The 21,851-nt window shown below is 68.5% G+C and carries 21 protein-coding genes; 1 reads left to right on the forward strand and 20 read right to left on the reverse strand.

Features of this window, described 5'->3' with window-relative positions; translation table 11 throughout:
• Positions 1 to 14: 14 nt before the first annotated feature.
• From WFI52_RS11225 to WFI52_RS11250, 6 genes are all read right to left on the reverse strand, one after another.
• Positions 15 to 806, reverse strand: a complete 792-nt coding sequence (locus tag WFI52_RS11225) for a PP2C family protein-serine/threonine phosphatase (RefSeq protein ID WP_336626975.1) — start codon at positions 804 to 806, stop codon at positions 15 to 17.
• Positions 807 to 832: 26 nt separating this feature from the next.
• Complete coding sequence (locus WFI52_RS11230) at positions 833 to 1,267, reverse strand: cytochrome c oxidase subunit 4 (RefSeq protein WP_336626976.1); 435 nt, start codon at positions 1,265 to 1,267, stop codon at positions 833 to 835.
• On the reverse strand, positions 1,268 to 3,031 hold the full coding sequence (gene ctaD / locus WFI52_RS11235) for an aa3-type cytochrome oxidase subunit I (RefSeq protein ID WP_336626977.1): 1,764 nt from the start codon (positions 3,029 to 3,031) through the stop codon (positions 1,268 to 1,270).
• On the reverse strand, positions 3,031 to 3,930 hold the full coding sequence (ctaC, locus tag WFI52_RS11240) for an aa3-type cytochrome oxidase subunit II (RefSeq protein ID WP_336626978.1): 900 nt from the start codon (positions 3,928 to 3,930) through the stop codon (positions 3,031 to 3,033). The genes ctaD and ctaC overlap by 1 nt, the downstream gene beginning before the upstream one ends.
• 138 nt (positions 3,931 to 4,068) lie before the next feature.
• Positions 4,069 to 4,437, reverse strand: coding sequence for an iron-sulfur cluster insertion protein ErpA (gene erpA / locus WFI52_RS11245; protein WP_215486322.1), 369 nt, complete (start codon positions 4,435 to 4,437; stop codon positions 4,069 to 4,071).
• Between the two features lie 107 nt (positions 4,438 to 4,544).
• On the reverse strand, positions 4,545 to 5,951 hold the full coding sequence (locus tag WFI52_RS11250) for a dipeptidase (RefSeq protein ID WP_336626979.1): 1,407 nt from the start codon (positions 5,949 to 5,951) through the stop codon (positions 4,545 to 4,547).
• A gap of 62 nt (positions 5,952 to 6,013) precedes the next feature.
• On the opposite strand from WFI52_RS11250, the gene WFI52_RS11255 reads away from it, so the two are divergent.
• Complete coding sequence (locus WFI52_RS11255; protein WP_336626980.1) at positions 6,014 to 6,574, forward strand: DUF3043 domain-containing protein; 561 nt, start codon at positions 6,014 to 6,016, stop codon at positions 6,572 to 6,574.
• Between the two features lie 9 nt (positions 6,575 to 6,583).
• Here the strand turns inward: WFI52_RS11255 and WFI52_RS11260 are convergent, their stop codons facing one another.
• The 14 genes from WFI52_RS11260 to murC form a co-directional block, all read right to left on the reverse strand.
• Positions 6,584 to 7,609 carry a quinone-dependent dihydroorotate dehydrogenase gene (locus WFI52_RS11260; protein WP_336626981.1) on the reverse strand — a complete coding sequence of 342 codons (1,026 nt, stop codon included), beginning with the start codon at positions 7,607 to 7,609 and terminating at the stop codon, positions 6,584 to 6,586.
• Positions 7,610 to 7,665: 56 nt separating this feature from the next.
• Complete coding sequence (gene nrdR / locus WFI52_RS11265; RefSeq protein ID WP_336626982.1) at positions 7,666 to 8,127, reverse strand: transcriptional regulator NrdR; 462 nt, start codon at positions 8,125 to 8,127, stop codon at positions 7,666 to 7,668.
• The gene (gene hisD / locus WFI52_RS11270; protein ID WP_336626983.1) at positions 8,127 to 9,437 is read right to left on the reverse strand and encodes a histidinol dehydrogenase; all 1,311 of its coding nucleotides are present in this window, start codon (positions 9,435 to 9,437) and stop codon (positions 8,127 to 8,129) included. Before hisD ends, nrdR begins: the two co-directional genes overlap by 1 nt.
• Before the next feature lie 29 nt (positions 9,438 to 9,466).
• Positions 9,467 to 10,579 (reverse strand): hypothetical protein, encoded by a 1,113-nt coding sequence (locus WFI52_RS11275; protein WP_336626984.1) that lies wholly within the window; start codon positions 10,577 to 10,579, stop codon positions 9,467 to 9,469.
• Positions 10,580 to 10,636: 57 nt separating this feature from the next.
• Positions 10,637 to 14,107, reverse strand: a complete 3,471-nt coding sequence (gene dnaE / locus WFI52_RS11280) for a DNA polymerase III subunit alpha (RefSeq protein ID WP_442927757.1) — start codon at positions 14,105 to 14,107, stop codon at positions 10,637 to 10,639.
• Between the two features lie 112 nt (positions 14,108 to 14,219).
• Positions 14,220 to 15,137, reverse strand: a complete 918-nt coding sequence (locus WFI52_RS11285) for an RluA family pseudouridine synthase (RefSeq protein WP_336626986.1) — start codon at positions 15,135 to 15,137, stop codon at positions 14,220 to 14,222.
• Between the two features lies 1 nt (position 15,138).
• On the reverse strand, positions 15,139 to 15,690 hold the full coding sequence (lspA, locus tag WFI52_RS11290) for a signal peptidase II (RefSeq protein WP_336626987.1): 552 nt from the start codon (positions 15,688 to 15,690) through the stop codon (positions 15,139 to 15,141).
• An 8-nt stretch (positions 15,691 to 15,698) separates the two neighbouring features.
• On the reverse strand, positions 15,699 to 16,307 hold the full coding sequence (locus WFI52_RS11295) for a DivIVA domain-containing protein (protein WP_336626988.1): 609 nt from the start codon (positions 16,305 to 16,307) through the stop codon (positions 15,699 to 15,701).
• 114 nt (positions 16,308 to 16,421) lie between these two features.
• Positions 16,422 to 16,724 carry a YggT family protein gene (locus WFI52_RS11300; protein ID WP_336626989.1) on the reverse strand — a complete coding sequence of 101 codons (303 nt, stop codon included), beginning with the start codon at positions 16,722 to 16,724 and terminating at the stop codon, positions 16,422 to 16,424.
• 2 nt (positions 16,725 to 16,726) lie between these two features.
• Complete coding sequence (locus tag WFI52_RS11305) at positions 16,727 to 17,197, reverse strand: cell division protein SepF (protein ID WP_336626990.1); 471 nt, start codon at positions 17,195 to 17,197, stop codon at positions 16,727 to 16,729.
• Positions 17,198 to 17,229: 32 nt separating this feature from the next.
• Positions 17,230 to 17,964, reverse strand: a complete 735-nt coding sequence (locus tag WFI52_RS11310) for a YggS family pyridoxal phosphate-dependent enzyme (RefSeq protein ID WP_336626991.1) — start codon at positions 17,962 to 17,964, stop codon at positions 17,230 to 17,232.
• A complete protein-coding gene (gene ftsZ, locus WFI52_RS11315; protein ID WP_336626992.1) occupies positions 17,961 to 19,109 on the reverse strand; it encodes a cell division protein FtsZ in 1,149 nt (382 codons plus the stop codon). The genes WFI52_RS11310 and ftsZ overlap by 4 nt, the downstream gene beginning before the upstream one ends.
• Before the next feature lie 174 nt (positions 19,110 to 19,283).
• A complete protein-coding gene (locus WFI52_RS11320; protein WP_336626993.1) occupies positions 19,284 to 20,273 on the reverse strand; it encodes an FtsQ-type POTRA domain-containing protein in 990 nt (329 codons plus the stop codon).
• A gap of 3 nt (positions 20,274 to 20,276) precedes the next feature.
• On the reverse strand, positions 20,277 to 21,719 hold the full coding sequence (gene murC, locus WFI52_RS11325) for a UDP-N-acetylmuramate--L-alanine ligase (protein ID WP_336626994.1): 1,443 nt from the start codon (positions 21,717 to 21,719) through the stop codon (positions 20,277 to 20,279).
• Between the last annotated feature and the right edge of the window lie 132 nt (positions 21,720 to 21,851).

The raw sequence follows: 21,851 nt of genomic DNA on the forward strand, positions 1-21,851 counted from the left end.
TCCCCATCGCGCTGTCACCCGGCGAGCGTGACATCCTCCATGAAGCGCGCGGCCGCCGCCCCTGCGAACATCACCGCACCGGGCACGGTTACCGCCGCCGCGTCGACGACATCAGCGATGACGGCGGTGACGTTGTCTCGCGAACCGGCCTGTAGAGCGAGCGCCACGAGGTGCTCTGCTACCACCTGCGGCTCAGCGTTCCCGGCAACCACGTCGGCGATGGCATCGTCGGGCAGGTAGTCGCTGACACCGTCACTGCAGATCATCCAGCGATCCCCCACCACCGGCGTCGAAGCGGCGACGTGAACGAGGTCGCGCTCACCGCCCCGGAGCGATGCCGTGATGATGTTGCGCTGCGGATGCATCATGGCATCTTCGGGGCGCACGACTCCTCGCTCTACGAGAACCTGAACATAGGAGTCGTCGCGCGTCTGCCGGGTCAAGCGTCCCTCTCTGAGCAGGTATGCGCGCGAGTCGCCGGTGTGCGCGAGGAGAAGCTCGCCGTCGAACGACAGCCACAGCGTCGTCAGCGTCGTCGCCATGCCGGCGAGGGAAGGGTCCCGTCGGACGTGAGCGCCCAGATCCCAGTTGGCACCGCGCACGCGCGCTCCGAGCGCGTGCGCGTCGGGGACGCGCGTGCCGCCCGCCACGAGGCGATGCACCAAGGCAGCAGAAGCGAGATCTCCGGCCGGACCACCGCCGACACCGTCGGCGACTCCGACTCCCCAGACGGCCGCGAAGGCGGCATCCTGGTTCACGTCACGAAACGCGCCGGTCTCGCTGGCGAGACCGGCGCGCAGCGACACTGACACAGCCGTGTTGGTCTCCCGGCTCAGCGCGCGAAGTACCCGCGGTAGTACTCGTACACCCATCCGACGATCGCGACGACGAACACGCCGGCACCGATCGGAAGGAGGAACGTGCCCACCGCAAGACCCAGGATGAACAGCGCCGCGGAGAAAGCGAGCACGAGCGGCCACCACGACCACGGGCTGAACTCGCCGATCTCGGGGTCACCGTCGTCGATGTCCGCCGTCAACGTGTCCTCGGGCAGTTCGCCGCCCTGCGCGCGGTGCACGCGGTTGACGTAGAAGCCGATCATGACGGACATCGCGGCCGAGAAGAGCAGGGCGATCGTGCCGACCCACTCGATGGCGTTGTACCACGGCTTGCTGGAGTGCTCGATGATGTTCCAGCCCGTGTAAACGGCCGTCACCAGCAGGAAGAAGCCCGTGAGGATCCACCAGAGATTGACGTTGGTCTTCACTTACTTCACCTCTCCATCGGCCGCATCGACCACGGGCGCATCGGGCGCGTCCTTCGCGGGACCGACGCCCACCGGCACGGCGGCCTCGGGGTGGTTCAGGTCGAACGCAGGACGCTCGCTGCGGATGCGCGGGATCGAGGTGAAGTTGTGGCGCGGCGGCGGGCAGCTGGTCGCCCACTCGAGCGATCCGCCGTAGCCCCACGGGTCGTTGACGGTGACCTTCGGGGCCTTGCGCGCCGTGATCCAGACGTTCAGGAAGAACGGGATCATCGAGGCGCCGAGCAGCATCGCACCGATCGTGGACACCTGGTTCTGCCAGGTGAAGCCGTCGGCCGCCGAGTAGTCCGCGTAGCGGCGCACCATGCCCTCCACGCCCAGCCAGTGCTGGATGAGGAACGTCACGTGGAAGCCGATGAACAGCATCCAGAAGTGCACCATGCCGAGACGCTCGTTGAGCATCCGACCCGTCCACTTCGGCCACCAGAAGTAGAAGCCGGCGAACATCGCGAACACGACCGTGCCGAAAACGACGTAGTGGAAGTGCGCGACGACGAAGTACGAGTCGGACAGGGCGAAGTCGAGCGGCGGCGAGGCGAGGATGACGCCGGTGAGGCCACCGAAGACGAACGAGACGAGGAAGCCGAGGCTGAACACCATCGGGGTCTCGAACGTGATCGATCCACGCCACATCGTGCCGATCCAGTTGAAGATCTTCACACCCGTCGGCACCGCGATGAGCATCGTCATGAGCGAGAAGAACGGCAGCAGCACGGAGCCGGTGACGTACATGTGGTGCGCCCACACCGACACCGACAGCGCCGCGATCGCGATCGTCGCGTAGACGAGCGTCTTGTAGCCGAAGATCGGCTTACGGCTGAAGACCGGGAAGATCTCCGAGACGATGCCGAAGAACGGCAGCGCGATGATGTAGACCTCGGGGTGGCCGAAGAACCAGAACAGGTGCTGCCACAGGAGCACACCGCCGTTGGCCGGGTCGTAGATGTGCGCACCGAGCACGCGGTCGGCGGCGGCGGCGAGGATCGCCGCGGCGAGCACCGGGAAGGCCATCAGGATCAGGATGCTCGTGACGAGCGTGTTCCACGAGAAGATCGGCATGCGCCACATGGTCATGCCCGGGGCGCGCATCGTGATGATCGTCGTGATGAAGTTGACGGCACCGAGGATCGTGCCGAAACCGCTCATACCGAGGCCGAGCATCCAGAGGTTGCCGCCCGCACCGGGCGAGAACGAGGCGCCGGCGAGCGGCTGGTAGGCGAACCATCCGAACGCCGCGGCACCCTGCGGCGTGAGGAAGCCGGCGACCGCGATGAGCGAGCCGAAGATGAACAGCCAGAGCGCGAACGCGTTCAGTCGCGGGAAGGCGACATCCGGCGCGCCGATCTGGAGCGGCAGAATCGCGTTCGCGAACCCGGCGAACAGCGGTGTCGCGAACATCAGCAGCATGATCGTGCCGTGCATCGTGAACAGCTGGTTGTACTGGTCCTTCGTCGGGATGATCTGCATGCCCGGCTCGAACAGCTCAGCGCGGATGATGAGGGCCATCACACCGCCGAGGAGGAAGAACAGCACGGACGCGATGAGGTACATGTACCCGATCGTCTTGTGGTCGGTGGAGGTGATCCACCGGACGAGGATGTTGCCCTTCTGCTCGACGCGAGTCGAGCTCATGAGAGCCGCCTGGCGCGGGGGGAGAGTCGTGGGTCGCTGCGGGGCCTGGCCCTCGAGCGGAAGCGTCGTCGCCATCAGTGGTCTCCCTCAGCTTCAGGGGTTGCGCCCGTACCCGGCAGGTTCTGCAAGCGGTTGTACGCCTCGTTGATGTCGCCGGTCTGACCGGCCTCGCGCAGCGAGTCGAGGTACTTTTCGTAGTCGGCCTGCTCGACGACCTTCACCTTGAACAGCATCATCGAGTGGTACTGGCCGCAGAGCTCGGCGCATTTGCCGTCGTACTCGCCGACCCGGGTCGGAATGAAGGACATGTAGTTGTCCTTCCCGATGTACATGTCCTTCTTGTACAGGAAGTCGATGATCCAGAAGGAGTGAATGACGTCGCGCGAGGTGAGCTTGATCTTCACCTTCTTGTCGACCGGCAGGTACAGGGTCGGCAGTTCACTCGTGATGTTGCCCTGCGCGTCGGTCTGCGCCTGTACGCCCATGCTCCACACGGCGACCTCGGGGTCGTCGCACTCCTGCTCGGCGTACTGGAAGTCCCAGGCCCACTGCTTGCCGATCGCCGTGATGCAGGCATCCGGCTCGTCGTACTGCGTCTCGATGATCGCCTGGTCGCGCGCCGTGAAAGCGAAGAACCCGATCACGAGGATGAGCGGCACGACCGTGTAGAAGATCTCGATCGGCATGTTGTAGCGCAGCTGCACCGGCAGCCCGCTCTGACCCTTGCGGCGACGGTAGGCGATGGCCGCCCATCCCATCAGCGCCCACGTGATGATGCCGACGACGAGCAGCACGATCCAGGAGTTCACCCACAGTCCCGAGATCATCTCGGTGTGGTTGGTGGCCTGGGTGCCGTCGTCGGTGAAGCCCGGCAGGAAGCCGTTCAGCTGGCTGGTCGTGCAACCGGCCAGCGTGATCGCGGTAGCGATTCCGAGCGGGATGGCGGCCCAGCGGAGGCGGCGTGTGACTCGCACGGTGCACCTTTCGGGGTCATGAAGGTCGAACACCGTTCAGTCTAGGGCAACCTCCCAACCGATTCAGGCCATCCGCCCAGGATGTCAGCCACTATCGGAGGGGTTTTTCCTGCCCTACCGGCGCCTGAAGATCTCGGATCAGTGGAAGCTGTCGCCGCAGGCGCAGCTGCCGGCCGCGTTGGGGTTGTCGATCGTGAAGCCCTGCTCCGAGATGGTGTCCTTGAAGTCGATCGTGGCGCCGTCGAGGTACGGCACGGACATGTCGTCGACGATCACCTCGACGCCGTCGAAATCGACGGCCTGGTCGCCGTCGAGGAACCGCTCGTCGAAGTAGAGCTGGTAGATGAGACCCGAGCAGCCGCCGGGCTGCACGGCGACGCGCAGGCGCAGGTCGTCACGACCCTCCTGATCGAGCAGGCTCTTCACCTTCGCCGCAGCGGCATCGGTCAGGCCGACGCCGTGCGCCTTCTCGGCGGTGGTCGCGTTCGTGATGGCGGTGTCGGTCATGGCACTCTCCCGGTGACGTCGGTCCGACCCGTGGAATCGGGCCGGCGGGGCCGGCTGAGCCGGCGGGATGTCACGATTCTACGCGTCTACGCACGCGCGGGCGCGGATCAGCGCAGCGACCGGTCGAGGCTCTCGAGGAGGAGGGCCTCCGACACGAGCGCGTGGCGGAACGTGTCGAGGTGCAGGGACTCGTTCGGGCTGTGTGCGCGCGCGTGCGGGTCCTCGACGCCCGTCACGAGAATCTGAGCCTCGGGGAACTCCCGCACGAGGTCCGCGATGAACGGGATGGATCCGCCGACGCCGATGTCCACCGGAGCGGCGCCGTAGCCCGCCTCGAGGGCAGTGCGCGCGGCTGCGACGGCGGAGCCCGACGTGTCGACGAGGAAGCCGTTCCCGCACTCGATGTCGCTGAACGAGACCTCGGCCCCGAACGGCGCGTGCGCGCGTAGGTGCTGCTCGATTGCGGCGTAGGCAGCTCGCGCGTCCTGACCGGGAGCGACGCGCATGCTGATCACGACCGAGACCTCCGGCGTCAGCGTGTTGGAGGCGTTCTTCACACTCGGCGCATCGATCCCGGTCACCGTGATGGACGGCTTGTTCCAGATGCGGCTGAGGATCGAGTCGTGACCGATCGGGCTGACGGAGGCGGGGAGTCCCGCCTCGTCGCGGAGCGTCTCCTCGGTGTAATCGGGGGTCTCGGCATCCCGCGCCGTCACGCCGTCGACGGCGACGACCCCGTCCTCATCCCACAGCGTCGCGAGGAGCTTGATCGTCGCGAGCATCGCGTCGGGGACGGCTCCGCCGAACATGCCCGAGTGCGACGCGTGATCGAGAGTTTTGACCTTCAGTGTGAACCGGGCGTTGCCGCGGAGCGACACGGTGAGCGCCGGGGTCGTCGCATCCCAGTTGCCGGAGTCCGCGACGACGATGACGTCGGCTCGTAGCGCCTCGGCGTTCTCGCTCAGGAAGGCCGCGAATGATGCCGAGCCGGCCTCCTCCTCGCCCTCGATGAACAGGTTGACGCCGAGATCGAAGTCGGTGCCGAGCGCGTCGACCAGGGCACGCAGCGCACCGACGTGCGCCATGACGCCTGCCTTGTCGTCCGCGGCTCCACGCCCGTACAGACGGCCGCCGCGCACCGTGGGCTCGAACGGCGCCGACTCCCACAGGGCCTCGTCTCCGAGGGGCTGCACGTCGTGGTGCGCATAGAGCAGGATCGTCGGACGCCCCGCACGCGCGGGGCGTGTCGCGATGACGGCGGGCATGCCCTCGATGCCGGTCTCAGGGATCACAGCGGTGCGGATCGCGACGCTCTCGAATATGCCGAGATCGTCGAGGAGCTCCTTGACGGCGGCGGCGCTGCGCTCGACCTCGGCGCGATCGAATCCGGGGAACGCGATCGACGGGATGCGCACCAGTGCGCCGAGATCGGCGAGGGCGGCGGGCACCGCGGCGAGGGCGGCGTCGCGCACGGAGTCGGTACGGTCGGGGTCCGGGGTCGTCCTGGAGGTCATGCGGGTAATCTTAAGGGGGCGTCTCTCACGCCCCTTCTGCCCCGACACCCGAGGACTCTCCCGTGGCCAAGACCCCGCCCGCACCCGACACCGCACCCGACGCCGACGCCGGGCCCGGGAAGAATCGGCCGACGCCGACGCGTGCCGAGCAGGAAGCCGCACGCAAGCGCCCCCTCGTCCCCGACACGAAGGAGGCGCGCGCCCGGGCGAAGGCCGACCTTGCGTCGCAGCGCGAGAAAGCGCGCATCGGCATGGCCAACGGCGAGGAGAAGTACCTCCCGGTGCGCGACCGCGGTCCGCAGCGCAAGTTCGTGCGCGACTTCGTCGACGCGGGATGGCACGCGGGCGAGCTGCTGATGCCGCTCATGCTCGTCGTGATTCTGGTGTCGCTCGTGCAGAACACGGCGATCGTCTATTACTCGTTCGTCGCCCTCTGGGTGTTCATCCTGTTCGTCGTCGGCGACATGATCATCACCGGTGCGCGCGTGAAGAAGCTCGCGACCGCGAAGTTCGGCGATCGGACGGAGAAGGGCCTGCGCTGGTACGCCGCGATGCGCACCGTCCAGATGCGCTTCATGCGCCTGCCGAAGCCCCAGGTCAAACGCGGCCAGTACCCCGCCTGACGGCGAACGTCAGCGCGTGCGCGCGAGGGCGCGGTTGATCTGCCGCGCCCAGAACGGGCCGCGGTAGATGAACGCGGTGTAGCCCTGGACGAGGTCGGCTCCCGCAGCGAGGCGTTCGCGCACGTCGTCGGCGGTCTCCACTCCCCCCGCCGAAACGACGCAGAACTCCGCCGGAACGACTGACCGAATAGTGCGCAGCACGGCGACGGCGCGCTCGCGCAGAGGCGCTCCGGAGAGCCCTCCAGCCCCCATCGCCTCGACGACGTCGGCGGGCGTCGACAGCGGCTCCCGCGCGATCGTCGTGTTGGTGGCGACGATGCCGGCGAGCCCGACATCGACGGCGAGCCGCGCGATCGCCTCGATCTCATCGTCGGCCAGATCGGGAGCGATCTTCACGAGGAGCGGAGTGGATGCCGCGGCATCCCGCACGGCTTCTAGGAGTGGTCGCAGGGTCTCCACCGCCTGCAGTCCGCGCAGGCCGGGCGTATTGGGCGAGGAGACGTTCACGACGAGGTAGTCGGCGACCGGGGCGACCAGGCGCGTGCTCGTGACGTAGTCGGCGGTCGCCTCGTCGACGTCGACGATGCGGCTCTTGCCGATGTTGGCCCCGAGGACGGCACGACCGCGACGGCGGCGCGACCGTGCCAGTCGTGCGGCGGCGCGCTCGGCACCGGCATTGTTGAAGCCCATGCGGTTGATCAGTGCACGGTCCTCGACGAGGCGATAGAGGCGCGGCTTGGGGTTGCCGTCCTGCGCGACCGCCGTGACGGTGCCGATCTCGACATGACCGAATCCGAGCGCGTGAAGTCCCTCGGTCATCACGGCGTTCTTGTCGAAGCCCGCCGCGACGCCGAACGGCGAATCGAACTCGAGCCCCAGCGCGTGCGTGCGCAGCGAGGCATCGGGGCGCGTGATCGCGCGGACGACGGGCGCGAGCGGCCAGACGCCGAACGCCCGGATGACGGGCACGACGAGGTGGTGGGCCCGCTCGGGGTCCATGCGCGCGAAGAACGTGCGGAACAGGAAGGGATACATCGCCACCAGCCTAGAGTGCACAGGATGGACGCCCCGCACGCATCGGGCGGCCGGGACTATTCGGCTGCGGCGTGGTGATCCGCGCGAAGCTGCGCGATGGATGCCTCGAAGTCCTCGAGCGAATCGAACGCCTGGTACACGCTCGCGAAGCGCAGGTAGGCGACCTCGTCGAGGTCGCGCAGAGGGCCGAGAATCGCGAGCCCGATCTCGTTGGTGTCGATCTGCGACGAGCCGGTCTGCCGCACGGCCTCTTCCACCGCCTGTGCGAGAACGGCGAGGTCGGCCTCCGTGACGGGACGACCCTGGCACGCTTTGCGTACACCCGACATGACCTTCTCGCGGCTGAACGGCTCGATGACGCCGGATCGCTTGATGACGTTGAGGCTCGCCGTCTCGATCGTCGAGAAGCGGCCTCCGCACTGCGGACACTGGCGTCGGCGACGGATGCTGAGGCCGTCGTCGCTCGTACGCGAGTCGATGACGCGCGAATCGGCGTGACGGCAGAACGGGCAGTGCATCAGCGCTCCGTTCTCGCGAAGCGGGCGGTCACGGCTTCGCCGTGCGCGGGGAGCGCCTCGGCGTCCGCGAGGGCGACGATCTCGCGCTCGACGGCACGGAGCGCCTCGCGGTCGTAGCGAATGACCTGCTGCGGGCGGAGGAATGTCGAGGCGGACAGCCCCGACGCGTAGCGCGCCTGACCGCCGGTCGGCAGCACGTGGTTGCTACCGGCGAGATAGTCACCGAGGCTCACCGGCGTGTGCGCGCCGACGAACACGGCGCCCGCGTTGACGAAGTCCTCTGGGCGCGGGTCCTCGAGGTGGAGTTCCAGGTGCTCCGGAGCGTAGGCGTTGCTGAACGCCGTCGCGGCCGCACGATCGTCGACGAGCACGACCGCGGACTGCGGCCCCTCCAGCGCGGCACGCGCGCGGATTCCGTTCCGCGTGGCATCCACTCGTTCCTCGACGGCGGCGCGGACGGCGGTCGCGAGGTCCTCGGACCACGTCACGAGCACCGCGGAAGCCTGCTCGTCGTGCTCGGCCTGGCTGATCAGGTCCACCGCTGCGAGAGTCGCATCCGCGTTCTCGTCGGCCACGATGAGGATCTCGGTCGCGCCGGCCTCCGAATCGGTGCCGACGACGCCGCCGACGGCGCGCTTGGCGGCAGCGACGAAGTTGTTGCCGGGGCCCGTGACGACGTCGACCGGCTCGAGGCCGAGCGACGCGACACCGTAGGCATAGGCGGCGACGGCGCCCGCACCACCCATGGCATACACCTCGGTGACGCCGAGCAGAGCCGCCGCGGCGAGGATGTCGGGGTGCACACGGCCGTCGAACTCGGCCTGCGGCGGCGAGGCGAGCGCGACCTCGCCGACACCGGCGACCTGCGCGGGGACGACGTTCATCACGACGCTCGACGGATAGACGGCCTTGCCGCCGGGAACGTACACACCCGCGCGTCGCATCGGCTGCCAGCGCTGCTCGATCCGAGCGCCGGGCTCGAGCTCAGTGACCCGCGGAGCCGGCACCTGCGCGGCGGAGGCGACACGCACGCGCCGGATCGCCTCGTCGAGCGCCGCGCGGACGCGCGGATCGAGGCGCTCGAGCGCGTCGGCGAGGTGCTCGGCAGGCACGCGGATCGCGTGACCCTCGGCGCCGTCGAACCGCGCCGCTTGCTCGCGCAACGCGATCTCGCCGCGCTCGCGCACGTCGGCGACGATGTCGGCTGCCGCGCTCAATGCTTCCGCGCGCGCCGCTCGGGCGCGGGGCACAGCGTCGAGGAGGTCGGCGGTGGAGAGGTCTCGACCGCGCAGATCGATCGTTCGGAGCATCCGTCCAGGCTAACGCTACGCGTCGCGGCTCAGCCGCGCGTGACGCCGGAGACGTCCGTGAGATACCCGATGCGGCCGTCCTCGTGACGCACCACATAGCGGTCGCCGCGATCCTCGATGACGAGGGCCCAGGCGGTCGGGTCGATCGTGAAAAGCGGTGACCCGGCGTCGTCGACGACGACCCGCTCGTCGGGCGCCAGCGCCCAGAACGCCTGCGACGCCGCGGAGGAGCCGGCGGGCTCAGAGGCCGTCTCGATGACGGTCGTCTGGTTCGCGGGGTCGACATCCGTCGAGGCAGTGGCGGCGTACGCGCCGTCTCCCGCCGCGGCCGTCGCGTCGGTCCCGACGCCTGTGGTCGCGTCCGCTGCCACCGGCCCTGTGACGGGTGACGGGGAAGGGGCGTGCGGGCGGGCGACCACGGGTCGCGCGGGGCTCGCGAAGCGGTGCGCGGTGACCGGGGTGCGGTGGCGGAAGTCCTCGCCGATCGTCGGAAAGAGCGGAGCGAACACCGTGAGCAGCACACCGGCGAGCATCAGGATGAACTCGACCCACACGACCCATGTCGCAACGAAGATGCGGCTGCCGAAGAAGTTCACGAACGAGCTCCACAGGATGCCGAGCCAGATGATGGTCGACACCGTGAAGGTCACCGATGCGAACTGGTCGATGCCGAGCGAGCCGACGCGCCGGATGCCCTGCGGCGACAGTCGCCGCAGGGCGATCAAGAAGACGGCGATCGTCGGCGCGCCGATCGTCAGCACCCAGTCGATGCCGCCGTTCCACACGGAGATGCCGGCGCCGATCGGGCCGTAGATCGGGAAGAACGACACGATGAACGCGAGCAGCCAGACCCCGCCGAGCGCCACTTCGCGCACCGAGAACGGCCCGACGCCGTACTGCGCGGGGGCGCTGTCATCGACGGCATCCGGCCCGTCGGTGACAGCGGCGAACGCCTCGGCCACGGAGTCGAACGTGACATCAGGGTCGGCGGCTGCAGCGTCTGCCTCCGCGTGGCGTCCCTGCTGCTCGTCGGACGGCGCCGTCACGTTGGACTGGTGCGGCTCGGCGGTCTCCGCATCGGAGATCTCGGGCGCGTCCTCGACGGAATCGGCGGGCGGGAACGTGTGCTTCTCGTCGGTCACGATCAGTCCTTCCACGACGGGGTTGTCGCCAGCGATCCTACCCGGCGCGCTTCGGACTCACCCGAGACATTGCGGCCCGAGAAGCCCCTTCAGTTCGCCGTAGAGATCGACCGAGATGCCCACGCGCGCCGGCACCTCGAAGACCTTCGCGGTGCCGCCGCGGTGGAGCTTCAAGGTCACCTCTGTCTCCCCCGGATGCCGTCGGAAAACCTGCGCGAGTTCACCGACCGTCGCTTCGGTGGCACGGTGCTCGGGCATGAGCAGTACCAACGCTCCCGCGGCATCCACAGCCCCCAGGTCGGGGGAGAACGCGGATTGTCCGTGCAGGTTCAGACCGTCGTCGCGCCGCGAGACACGGCCTCGGACGACGAGGATCGAGTCGGCGACGAGCATCGAGGAGAACTCGGTGTACGTCTTGCCCATGAACATGACGGTCACCTCGCCGTCGAAGTCCTCGACCGTGATCATGCCGTAAGGGTTGCCGCTCTGCTTGGCGACGCGGTGCTGCACGCTCGTGACGAGCCCCGCCACGGTGACGATGTCGCCGTCCGAGACATCCTCGTCGGCGAGCAGGTCGTGGATCGACGTCGAGGCGTGTTTCGCGAGCGGGATCTCGAGCCCGGCGAGCGGGTGGTCGGAGACGTAGAGGCCGAGCATCTCGCGCTCGAAGGCGAGCTTGTCCTTCTTCGTCCACTCCGGGCGCTCGGGCACCTTCTGCACCTGCTGCGGCTCGTCGTCGCCCCACAGGCTGTCGAAGTCGAAGCCGACCTCGCCGTTGGCCTCGCGACGTTTGTCGAGCACGGCCTGCTCGGTGGCATCCTCATGGATCTCCATGAGCGCCCGCCGAGTGGAGCCGAGCGAGTCGAAGGCGCCAGCCTTGATGAGCGATTCGATCGTGCGCTTGTTGGCGACGTGCAGAGGGACGCGCGTGAGGAACTCGTGGAACGACGCATACGGGCCTTCAGCGCGCGCCGTGACGATGCCGTCGACGACGTTCGCCCCGACGTTGCGAACGGCGCCCAGACCGAAGCGGATGTCCTCCCCCACGGCCGCGAAGTAGCGGATCGACTCGCTGACGTCGGGGGGCAGCACCTTGATGCCCATCCGGCGGCACTCGTTGAGGTAGACCGCCATCTTGTCTTTCGAGTCGCCGACGCTCGTGAGGAGCGCGGCCATGTACTCGGCGGGATAGTGCGCCTTCAAGTACGCCGTCCAGTACGAGACGAGGCCGTACGCAGCCGAGTGGGCCTTGTTGAAGGCGTAGTCCGAGAACGGCAGCAGGATGTCCCAGAGCGCCTGGATCGCGCCCTCGCCGAAGCCGCGCTCGGTCATGCCGCCGGAGAATCCCTCGTACTGCTTGTCGAGCTCGGACTTCTTCTTCTTGCCCATCGCCCGGCGCAGAATGTCGGCCTGGCCGAGCGAGAAGCCGGCCACCTTCTGAGCGATCGCCATCACCTGCTCCTGATAGATGATCAGGCCGTAGGTGGTATCAAGGATGTCGCGCAGCGGCTCCCCGAGCTCGGGGTGGATGGGCGTGATCGGTTGCAGGCCGTTCTTGCGCAGCGCGTAGTTGGTGTGCGAGTTCGCCCCCATGGGGCCGGGGCGATAGAGCGCGATGACGGCGGAGATGTCCTCGAAGTTGTCGGGCTTCATGAGGCGCAGCAGCGACCGCATCGGGCCGCCGTCGAGCTGGAACACGCCGAGCGTGTCACCGCGCGTGAGAAGGTCGTAGGCTGCACGGTCGTCGAGCGCGAGGTGCTCGAGGTCGAGCTCTTCGCCCCGATTCATGCGGATGTTGTCGAGCGCGTCGGAGATGATCGTGAGGTTCCGGAGCCCCAAGAAGTCCATCTTGATGAGGCCGAGCGTCTCGCAGGACGGGTAGTCGAACTGCGTGACGATCTGGCCGTCCTGCTCGCGGCGCATGATCGGGATGATGTCGAGCAGCGGCTCCGACGACATGATGACGCCCGCCGCGTGTACCCCCCACTGGCGCTTCAAGCCCTCGAGTCCGAGCGCGCGGTCGAAGACCGTCTTCGCCTCGGGGTCGCTCTCGATGAGAGCGCGGAACTCGCTCGCTTCCTTGTACCGCTTGTGCTCGGGGTCGAACATGCCGCCGAGCTCCATGTCCTTTCCCATAACGGCGGGGGGCATGGCCTTGGTGAGTCGCTCCCCCATGCTGAACGGGAATCCGAGCACACGCCCGGCGTCCTTCAGCGCCTGCTTGGACTTGATGGTGCCGTAGGTGACGATCTGCGCGACCCGCTCCGAGCCGTACTTCTCCGTCACGTACTCGATGACCTCGCCGCGGCGACGGTCGTCGAAGTCGACGTCGAAGTCGGGCATCGAGACGCGGTCGGGGTTGAGGAACCGCTCGAAGATGAGTCCGTGCTCGAGCGGATCGAGGTCGGTGATCTTCATCGCATAGGCGACCATCGAGCCCGCGCCGGAGCCGCGGCCGGGACCGACGCGGATGCCATTGTCCTTGGCCCAGTTGATGAAGTCCGCGACCACGAGGAAGTAGCCGGGGAACCCCATCTGCAGGATGATGCCGGTCTCGTATTCGGCTTGCTTGCGCACCTTCTCGGGAATACCGGCCGGGTAGCGGTAGTGCAGGCCCTTCTCGACCTCCTTGATGAGCCAGCTGTCCTCCGTCTCGCCCGGCGGCACCGGAAAGCGCGGCATGTAGTTGGCCGCGGTGTCGAACTCGACCTCGCAACGCTCGGCGATGAGAAGGGTGTTGTCGCACGCCTCCGGATGATCGCGGAACAACTGCCGCATCTCGGCAGCGGTCTTGACGTAGTAGCCGTCGCCGTCGAACTTGAACCGGTTCGGGTCGTCGAGGGTCGAGCCCGACTGCACACACAGCAGCGCCGCGTGGGCGTCGGCCTCGTGCTGATGGGTGTAGTGCGAGTCGTTCGTGGCGACGAGCGGGATGTCGAGGTCTTTCGCGATCCTCAGGAGATCCGTCATGACGCGCCGCTCGATCGAGAGCCCGTGGTCCATGATCTCGGCGAAGTAGTTCTCTTTGCCGAAGATGTCCTGGAACTCCGCCGCCGCTGCCCGCGCCGCGTCGTACTGCCCGAGCCGCAGACGCGTCTGCACTTCACCCGACGGGCAGCCGGTCGTCGCGATGAGGCCCCTGCCGTAGGTCTGCAGGAGGTCGCGGTCCATGCGCGGCTTGAAGTAGTACCCCTCCATGCTCGAGAGCGAGCTCAGCCGGAAGAGGTTGTGCATGCCCTGCGTGGTCTGGCTCCACATGGTCATGTGGGTGTAAGCGCCGGACCCCGAGACGTCGTCGCCCTTCTGCTCGGGCGATCCCCACTGCACGCGGGACTTGTCGCTGCGGTGCGTGCCCGGCGTGACATATGCCTCGAGACCGATGATCGGCTTGATGCCGGCGGCCTTCGCCGCATTGTAGAACTCGAACGCCGCGAAGGTGTTGCCGTGGTCGGTCACGGCGATCGCCGGCATCCCGTACTCGGCCGCTGCCTGCGTCATCGCACCGATCTTGGCGGCGCCGTCGAGCATCGAATACTCGCTGTGCACGTGCAGATGAACGAAGGAGTCGGATGCCACCCGTCGAGTCTACGGCGGGGCTCCGACGCCCCGGCATCCCGAACTGCACGGCGGCGACGCGGAGTCAGCCGCGCAGCACCTCGAGCGCGTGCGCGAGGTCGGAGGGGTACGCGCTCGTGAATGTCACCCAGTCGGTCGTCACAGGGTGAGCGAAGGAGAGTTCGTGCGCGTGCAACCACTGGCGCGTCAAGCCCAGGCGCGCCGACAGCGTCGGGTCGGCACCGTAGAGCGGATCTCCGACGCACGGATGCCGGTGCGCCGCCATGTGTACGCGGATCTGGTGCGTGCGCCCGGTCTCGAGGTGGATCTCAAGCAGCGACGCCGCCGGGAACGCCTCGATCGTCTCGTAGTGCGTGATGGAGTCCTTCCCGTCCGGGGTGACGGCGAACTTCCACGAGTGCGACGGGTGCCGCCCGATCGGGGCATCGATCGTGCCCGCGAGCGGATCAGGGTGGCCCTGGACGACCGCGTGATAGATCTTGTCGACCTCACGCTCCTTGAATGCGCGCTTCAGCGCGGTGTACGCCCGCTCGTTCTTCGCGACCACCATGAGCCCGCTCGTGCCGACGTCGAGGCGGTGCACGACCCCCTGGCGTTCGGCGGCCCCGGTCGTCGCGATCCGGTAGCCCGCCGCGGCGAGAGCGCCGAGCACCGTCGGGCCCTCCCACCCGACCGAGGGATGAGCCGCGACGCCGGAGGGCTTGTCGACCACGACGATGTCGTCGTCGTCGTACACGATGCCGAGATCGGGGACGGCGATCGGGACGATCTCCGGATCGCGTCGGTCCTCCCAGTCGACCTCGAGCCACGCATCGGGGGTGAGCTTGTCGCTCTTTCCGAGGGTGCGTCCGCCCATCCGGACGCCGCCAGCTTCGGCGATCTCAGCGGCGAATGTCCGGGAAAATCCGAGGAGCTTCGCGAGGGCGGCGTCCACGCGGACGCCGTCGAGGCCGTCCGGGACGGGCATGCTGCGCGACGGCACGTCAGGCCTCCGCGACGGGGGCGTCCGCCTTCTCGGCATCCTTCACCCGCGTGCCGTCGAAGCGGACGCCGATGAGCACGAGCAGAGCGACCGAGATCATGGTCGTCACGATGAAGATGTCGGCGACGTTGTAGATCGCGGGCATCATCCAGGGCGTGAAGATGAAGTCGATGACGTGGCCGACCGCGAATCCGGGCTCACGCACGAGGCGATCGGTCAGATTCCCCAAGATTCCGCCGAGGAGCAGCCCCAGCACCAGGGCCCACAGCCGCGAGCGGATGCCGCGCACCGCGAGGACGACGATGAACACCGCCGCGGCGGCGAGCACGATCGTGAAGACCCAGGTGACCCCTTCACCGAGCGAGAATGCAGCGCCGGAGTTGCGCGTGAGATACAGCTGCAGCACGTTGCCCCAGACATCCACGGTCTGCTGATAGGGCAGATTCTGCAACGCGAGGTGCTTCGTGAACTGGTCGACGGCCAGCACCACCATCGCGAGGACCGCGATGAGGATGCCAGCCGTCGAAGGGCGCAGTCGCTTCCGAACCGCCACCGGTCCGCTCAGGACGCCGAAACGGGCGAGCCGGAGGTCGCACCCGTGACGTCGAGGTCGCGGAGCTTCTCCTCGATGAATCCGCGCAGCTGCGAGCGGTAGTCGCGCTCGAACTGGCGCAGTTCGCTGATCCGGGTCTCGAGCGTGGCACGCTCGGCGTCCAGGCGCGCGATCTCGGCGCGGCCCTTCGCCTCGGCGTCGGCGAGGATGGAGGCCGCCTGGGTCTGGGCGTCGGAGATGAGCTTGTCCCGCTGGGCCTGGCCCTCGGCGACGTGCTCGTCATGCAGGCGCTGAGCGAGCTCGATGATGCCGGCCGATGCGGCGGCGCCGCCGGTTGCGGCGGGCGCGGCCACCGGCGCCGGGACCTCGTCGACGACCGCCTCGGCGGCGGCGACCTCGACGACGGGCTCCGCCTCGGCCGGAGCAGCGGGGGTCGACGACGCGCCGGACTCGAGCTCGGCGACGCGCGCCTTCAGCTCCTCGTTCTCGGCGATGGTCTTGCGCCACTCGACGACGATCTCGTCGAGGAAGTCATCGACCTCGTCCGGGTCGAAACCCTCCTTGAAGCGCACGTGCTGGAACTGCTTCGTGACGACGTCTTCGGGAGTCAGAGCCATTGTTGTTTCCTCTTTCGGTGCTGACGACGAGGGCCGACAGGTTGCGGCGCGCCCTCGGGTCGCGCCATGTCTGGAACAGCATAGTCCGCGCGTCTGTGACGTGCGAGGAGGGTGTTACGCGCGAGCGAGCGCTCCGGTGATCGACATGAGGACGAGCACGATGATCATCGTGAGGGGAAACCCCAGGTCCAGGGCAACCGGCCCCATCCGCAGCGGCGGGATGAGCCGACGGAAGAAGCGCAGCGGCGGATCGGTGATCGTGTAGACGACCTCCGCGAACACGAGGCCGAACCCCTTCGGCCGCCACTCACGGTTGAACAGCGGAATGTACTCGAGGATCACCCGCGCGAGCAGGATCAGGAGATAGACGAAGAGAAGGCCGTTGACGACGGATGCCGCCAGCCGCACGATCTCCACGATTACTGCGTGAAGGGCGCCGATTCGGGATCGGCCGGCGCCAGTGTGCCGTCGCCCGAGATCGCGACGTTCTCGGGCGAGAGCAGGAACACCTTGCTGGTGACCCGCTCGATCCGACCGTAGAGGCCCAGCGACAGCCCGCTCGCGAAGTCGATGAGGCGACGCGCATCGGCGTCACTCATCTGCGACAGGTTGATGATGACGGGGATCCCGTCACGGAAGTTCTCTGCGATCAGCTGCGCGTCGCGGTACTGCTTGGGGTGGACGGTGAGGATCTCGCTCACGGCGCCCGCAGCGGTCGGCTGACGCACGACAGCGGGGCGGTGCAGCGGGGTCACCGGCGCGGCCTTCTCGACGGGTCGCTCGACCGTGCGCTCACGCCGCACGGGTGCTTCGGCGACAGGCTCGTCGTAGACCTCTTCCTCGTCGGCGAGGCCCAGGTACACCATGGTCTTCTTGAGCGGGTTCGACATCGCATCCTCCGTTTGCTCGTCTGTTCTGAAGGCTATCCGCGCAGGGGCCGCGGGCCCGTGATTGCCGTGCCGATCCGCAGGTGTGTCGCGCCCGCGGCGATCGCTTCGACGAAATCGCCCGACATCCCGGCCGAGATCCACGAGGCATCCGGCACCACGCGTCGCACCGCGGCTGCCGAATCGTGCAGCCGCGCGAATGCCGCGGCCGGCGCCTCCGCCAGAGGCGCCACCGCCATCACACCGCGCAGCCGCAGAGAGGGGCAGTGCGCCGCCACGTGCTCGGCGAGGCGCCCCGCGTCCGATGGCACCGCTCCCCCGCGTGCAGGATCGTCGGTCAGATTGATCTGGACGAGGACGTCGAGCGAGGCGCCGTCGGGGTCGGCTGCGTGCAGTGCATCCGCGACGCGGTCGCGGTCGACGGAGTGCACGACGTCGGCTGCGGCCCGGACTGCCCGCGCCTTCTTCGACTGGAGCTGACCGATGAAGTGCCAGCGCAGCCCGTCGAGCGGCGGCAGGGTGGTGCGCTTCGCGGTGAGCTCCTGCTGTCGGTTCTCGCCGACATCCCGCGCGCCGAGCGCATGCAGACGCTCGACGAGGGATGCCGGGTGGAACTTCGTCACGACGATGCGGGTGATCTCCGCTGGAGGACGACCCGCCGACCTCGCGGCATCCGCGATGCGCTCGTCGAGGTCGGCGAGTCGCGCAGCCAGCGCGTCCGCGCCCCCGGCATGATCGCCCGGGCCGCTCTCGTCCAGGGCGGGGGTCACTTGAGGAAGTCGGGGATGTCCAGGTCGTCGGATCCGTAAACGGAGTCGTACGAGTCGGTCGGCGCGGCGGACACGGCGACCGCCTCGCGCTCCTCGACGACGACGACGTCGCGCGCCGCTTCGTCGGCCGAGACGGCGGGAACCACCGGCGTGGTCGACGGCCGCTGCGCCGTCATCGGCTCGATACGCGCCTGCGGCTCCCCGCCGTCGAAGCCCGCCGCGATGACGGTGACGCGCACCTCGTCGCCGAGGGTGTCGTCGATGACCGTACCGAAGATGATGTTCGCCTCCGGGTGGGCCGCCTCCTTCACCAGCTGCGCGGCATCGTTGATCTCGAAGATGCCGAGGTTCGATCCGCCCTGGATCGAGAGCAGCACACCGTGCGCACCCTCGATCGAGGCCTCGAGGAGGGGCGACTCGACCGCCAGCTCGGCGGCCTTGATGGCCCGGTCGGCCCCCCGGGCGGAACCGATGCCCATCAGCGCGGAGCCCGCTCCCTGCATGACGGACTTGACGTCGGCGAAGTCGAGGTTGATGAGACCCGGCGTCGTGATGAGGTCGGTGATGCCCTGAACACCGGCGAGGAGCACCTGGTCGGCAGTCGCGAAGGCTTCGATCATCGAGATGCCGCGGTCGCTGATCTCGAGGAGGCGGTCGTTCGGGACCACGATGAGCGTGTCGACCTCTTCCTTGAGCTTGTTGACGCCCGCCTCCGCCTGGCTCTGCCGGCGACGTCCCTCGAACGAGAACGGACGCGTGACGACACCGATCGTCAGGGCGCCGATCGACTTCGCGATGCGCGCCACGACAGGCGCGCCGCCCGTGCCGGTGCCGCCGCCCTCGCCCGCGGTGACGAAGACCATGTCGGCACCCGCGAGGGCCTCCTCGATCTCCTCGGCGTGGTCCTCGGCCGCGCGGCGCCCGACCTCTGGGTCGGCACCTGCGCCGAGTCCGCGGGTCAGCTCACGGCCGACGTCGAGCTTGACGTCGGCGTCGCTCATGAGAAGCGCCTGCGCGTCGGTGTTGACGGCGATGAACTCGACGCCGCGAAGGCCGAGCTCGATCATCCGATTGACGGCGTTCACGCCGCCACCACCCACGCCCACGACCTTGATCACTGCGAGGTAGTTCTGGTTCTGGCTCATGCCGGCCTCCATCGTGTCCCGAACCCGAAACGTCTAAACCTTGAACCTCAAGTTGAGGTTTAAAGAATTGCCGAGTATGCAATTCCTTGATTGAAGGTAAGCGGCATCACGATCGCCCGCCGCGAACGGCTGGGCGTGTCGCAGACAAACCCGCGCGGAGCCGCCGCGACCGACTCAGCGCACCACGACAGCGCCCGGCGAGGACACGTCGTAAAGCGACACACCGCCCGGCGGACGCGCCGTCATGATGGCTGCGAGATCGCGCGCCTTCTTCGATGAATCGTCGGCGTTGCCCCAGACGACGGAGGTGCCCGTGCCGCCCAGTGTGAGGGTGACATCGTTGGGCGTCGTCGCCGACATCGCCGTCACCTGTGCACGGATGTCGCTGGGAAGCGAGCGGAACACGGTCCCGATCGCCTCGAATGCGGGCGATCCGATCCCGCCGGTCACCGTGATGACGGGGTGCCCCGCGGGCGCATCCGCCGTCGTCGAGAGGGCGACCCCCGCGGCATCCACCAGCGTGAAACCGGCTGCGGACTCCACGGACCCGATCGGCGTGCGCTCCACGACGCGCACGACGAGCTCGTGCGGAGGTCGCGCCTCGAGCGTGTAGGACTCGACGAGGGGAAACTGGACGAGCGCGGCCTTCACCGCGGACGTGTCGACGCGCGCGAGCGGCGTGCCGATCTGGCCGGACAGCGCCTGCTCCACGGCTGCGGCATCCAAAGTCTGCGCGCCGATCACCGTCACCTTCTCGACGGCGAACAGCGGGCTGTACGCGGCACCCAGCGTTCCGAGCACGAGCGCGAGGAGCGCGGCGCCGACAGTGATCCAGATCGCGCGGCGCCGGCGCTGCCGCGCGGTGAAGCGGCGTACCTCGGCGCGCAGGGCCTTGCGGCGCGCGCGCGCGGCGGCCCACACGTCGCGCACACCGATCGATTCGGACGCCGCGGCGCCGTCCGTGCCGAATCCCCCGGCCGACCGCTCCGGCGTACGCGCGACGCCGCTCGCCGCGGCCTCCGACCCCTCGACATGACCGTCCGGCGCGCTCGCGCGCGCGACGGGATTCGGAAAGTGGATCGGGTCAGCGGCCGTGGACGGTGCGTCCTCCTCGCCGGTGTCGCCCGACGCGGGCGCCTGCGGCAACGGGGTCGGGCGCCGCACCTGTCACGCCCCGGTCTCGTCGGCGGTTTCCGGATCGGCTCCGACGGAGGCATCCATCGCCCCGAGCGCCGCCAGGACCTGCGGGATGATCTGGTACACGTTGCCGCAGCCGAGGGTGATGACGTAGTCGCCCGAGCGCGCGACCGCGGCCGTGTACTCGGCGGCCGCCTGCCAGTCGGCGACGAAGTGCACGTGGGCAGGATCGGCGAACGCGTCGCTGACGAGCTCACCGGTCACGCCGGGCACGGGGTCCTCGCGCGCGCCGTAGACATCGAGCATCACCGTGTGGTCGGCATACTTCTCGAGGACTTCGGCGAACTCGCGGTACATCTCCTGCGTGCGGGAGTACGTGTGCGGCTGCTGGATCGCGATGATGCGGCCGTCGCCGACGACGGTGCGCGCGGCGGCGAGAGCGGCCGCGACTTCGGTCGGGTGGTGCGCGTAATCGTCGTAGACGCTCACGCCGCGCTGCACTCCGTGCAGCTCGAAGCGGCGCACCGTTCCGGCGAAGGCCTCGACGGCACGCAGCGCCCTCTCGAGATCGTGCCCGAGGCTCAGGAGCACCGCGACGACGCCCGCCGCATTGATCGCGTTGTGCGCGCCGGGCACGGCGAGGCGGCCCGTGACCGTGACACCGTCGTGGGTCAGCGCGAAAGAGACGGGGCCGTCGGTGACGACATCGGTGACGCGCACGTCGGCCGCGGCATCCTCGCCGAAGGTCACGATGCGGGGATGGGTGAGGGATGCCGCGACCCGCCGCGCACCGGGATCGTCGGCGCTGATGACGACCGCCTCGCGCGCCTCATCACCGAACGTCACGAAGGCGTCGTAGAAGGCGTCGCGCGAGCCCCAATGGTCCAAGTGGTCGGGGTCGACATTCGTGATCAGAGCGACCGACGTGTCGTACAGCAGGAACGTGCCGTCGGACTCGTCCGCCTCGATGACGACGAGATCATCGGAGCCGGTGCCGCTGGAGATGCCGAGGTCGGCGATCACTCCCCCGCTGACGAAGGTCGGATCGGCATCGAGCGCGCGCAGGGCCGTCACGAGCATGCCCGTCGAGGTCGTCTTGCCATGGGCGCCGGCGACACTGACGAGGCGGCGTCCGCCGATCAGCCAGTGGAGCGCCTGCGAGCGGTGGATGACGTGGAGTCCGCGTTCCTTCGCGAGGAGGAACTCCGGGTTCTCGGGCCAGATCGCGCCGGTGTGGATCACGGTGTCGACGTCGTCCGGCAGGTGGGAGGCGTCGTGCCCGACATGAACGTCGGCGCCGCGCGCGGCCAGGGCGCGCAGGGCGGCACTGTCGGCGCGGTCGGAGCCCGACACCCGGATGCCGCGATCGAGGAACATCCCCGCCAGCCCGGACATGCCCGAGCCGCCGACGCCGATGAAGTGCGCGGCGGTGATGTCGTTAGGGATGGGGAGGGAGAGATCGGGGCGAATCATGGCCCGTCAAGTCTAGGTCGACGCGCGTACGAGACGGTCGCGGCGCGCTGCGGGTCCGGCGACGCGAGGCGCGAGCGGTGTCGCTGCGGCGAGCCACGCACGAAACCCGCAGAACGTCACGTACTCCGCACG

The sequence above is a fragment of the Microbacterium sp. MMO-20 genome (assembly GCF_037147735.1).
GTDB lineage: Bacteria > Actinomycetota > Actinomycetes > Actinomycetales > Microbacteriaceae > Microbacterium.

Bases quoted from the DNA above. Each gene is read 5' to 3' on its own strand.
- ftsZ (WP_336626992.1), bottom strand. From the start codon at position 19,109: ATGAGCCAGAACCAGAACTACCTCGCAGTGATCAAGGTCGTGGGCGTG.
- WFI52_RS11295 (WP_336626988.1), bottom strand. From the start codon at position 16,307: ATGGCTCTGACTCCCGAAGACGTCGTCACGAAGCAGTTCCAGCACGTG.
- WFI52_RS11260 (WP_336626981.1), bottom strand. From the start codon at position 7,609: ATGTATCCCTTCCTGTTCCGCACGTTCTTCGCGCGCATGGACCCCGAG.
- WFI52_RS11305 (WP_336626990.1), bottom strand. From the start codon at position 17,197: ATGTCGAACCCGCTCAAGAAGACCATGGTGTACCTGGGCCTCGCCGAC.
- murC (WP_336626994.1), bottom strand. From the start codon at position 21,719: ATGATTCGCCCCGATCTCTCCCTCCCCATCCCTAACGACATCACCGCC.
- WFI52_RS11250 (WP_336626979.1), bottom strand. From the start codon at position 5,951: ATGACCTCCAGGACGACCCCGGACCCCGACCGTACCGACTCCGTGCGC.
- nrdR (WP_336626982.1), bottom strand. From the start codon at position 8,127: ATGCACTGCCCGTTCTGCCGTCACGCCGATTCGCGCGTCATCGACTCG.
- erpA (WP_215486322.1), bottom strand. From the start codon at position 4,437: ATGACCGACACCGCCATCACGAACGCGACCACCGCCGAGAAGGCGCAC.
- hisD (WP_336626983.1), bottom strand. From the start codon at position 9,437: ATGCTCCGAACGATCGATCTGCGCGGTCGAGACCTCTCCACCGCCGAC.
- ctaD (WP_336626977.1), bottom strand. From the start codon at position 3,031: ATGGCGACGACGCTTCCGCTCGAGGGCCAGGCCCCGCAGCGACCCACG.
- dnaE (WP_442927757.1), bottom strand. From the start codon at position 14,107: ATGCTCGACGGCGCCGCCAAGATCGGTGCGATGACGCAGGCAGCGGCC.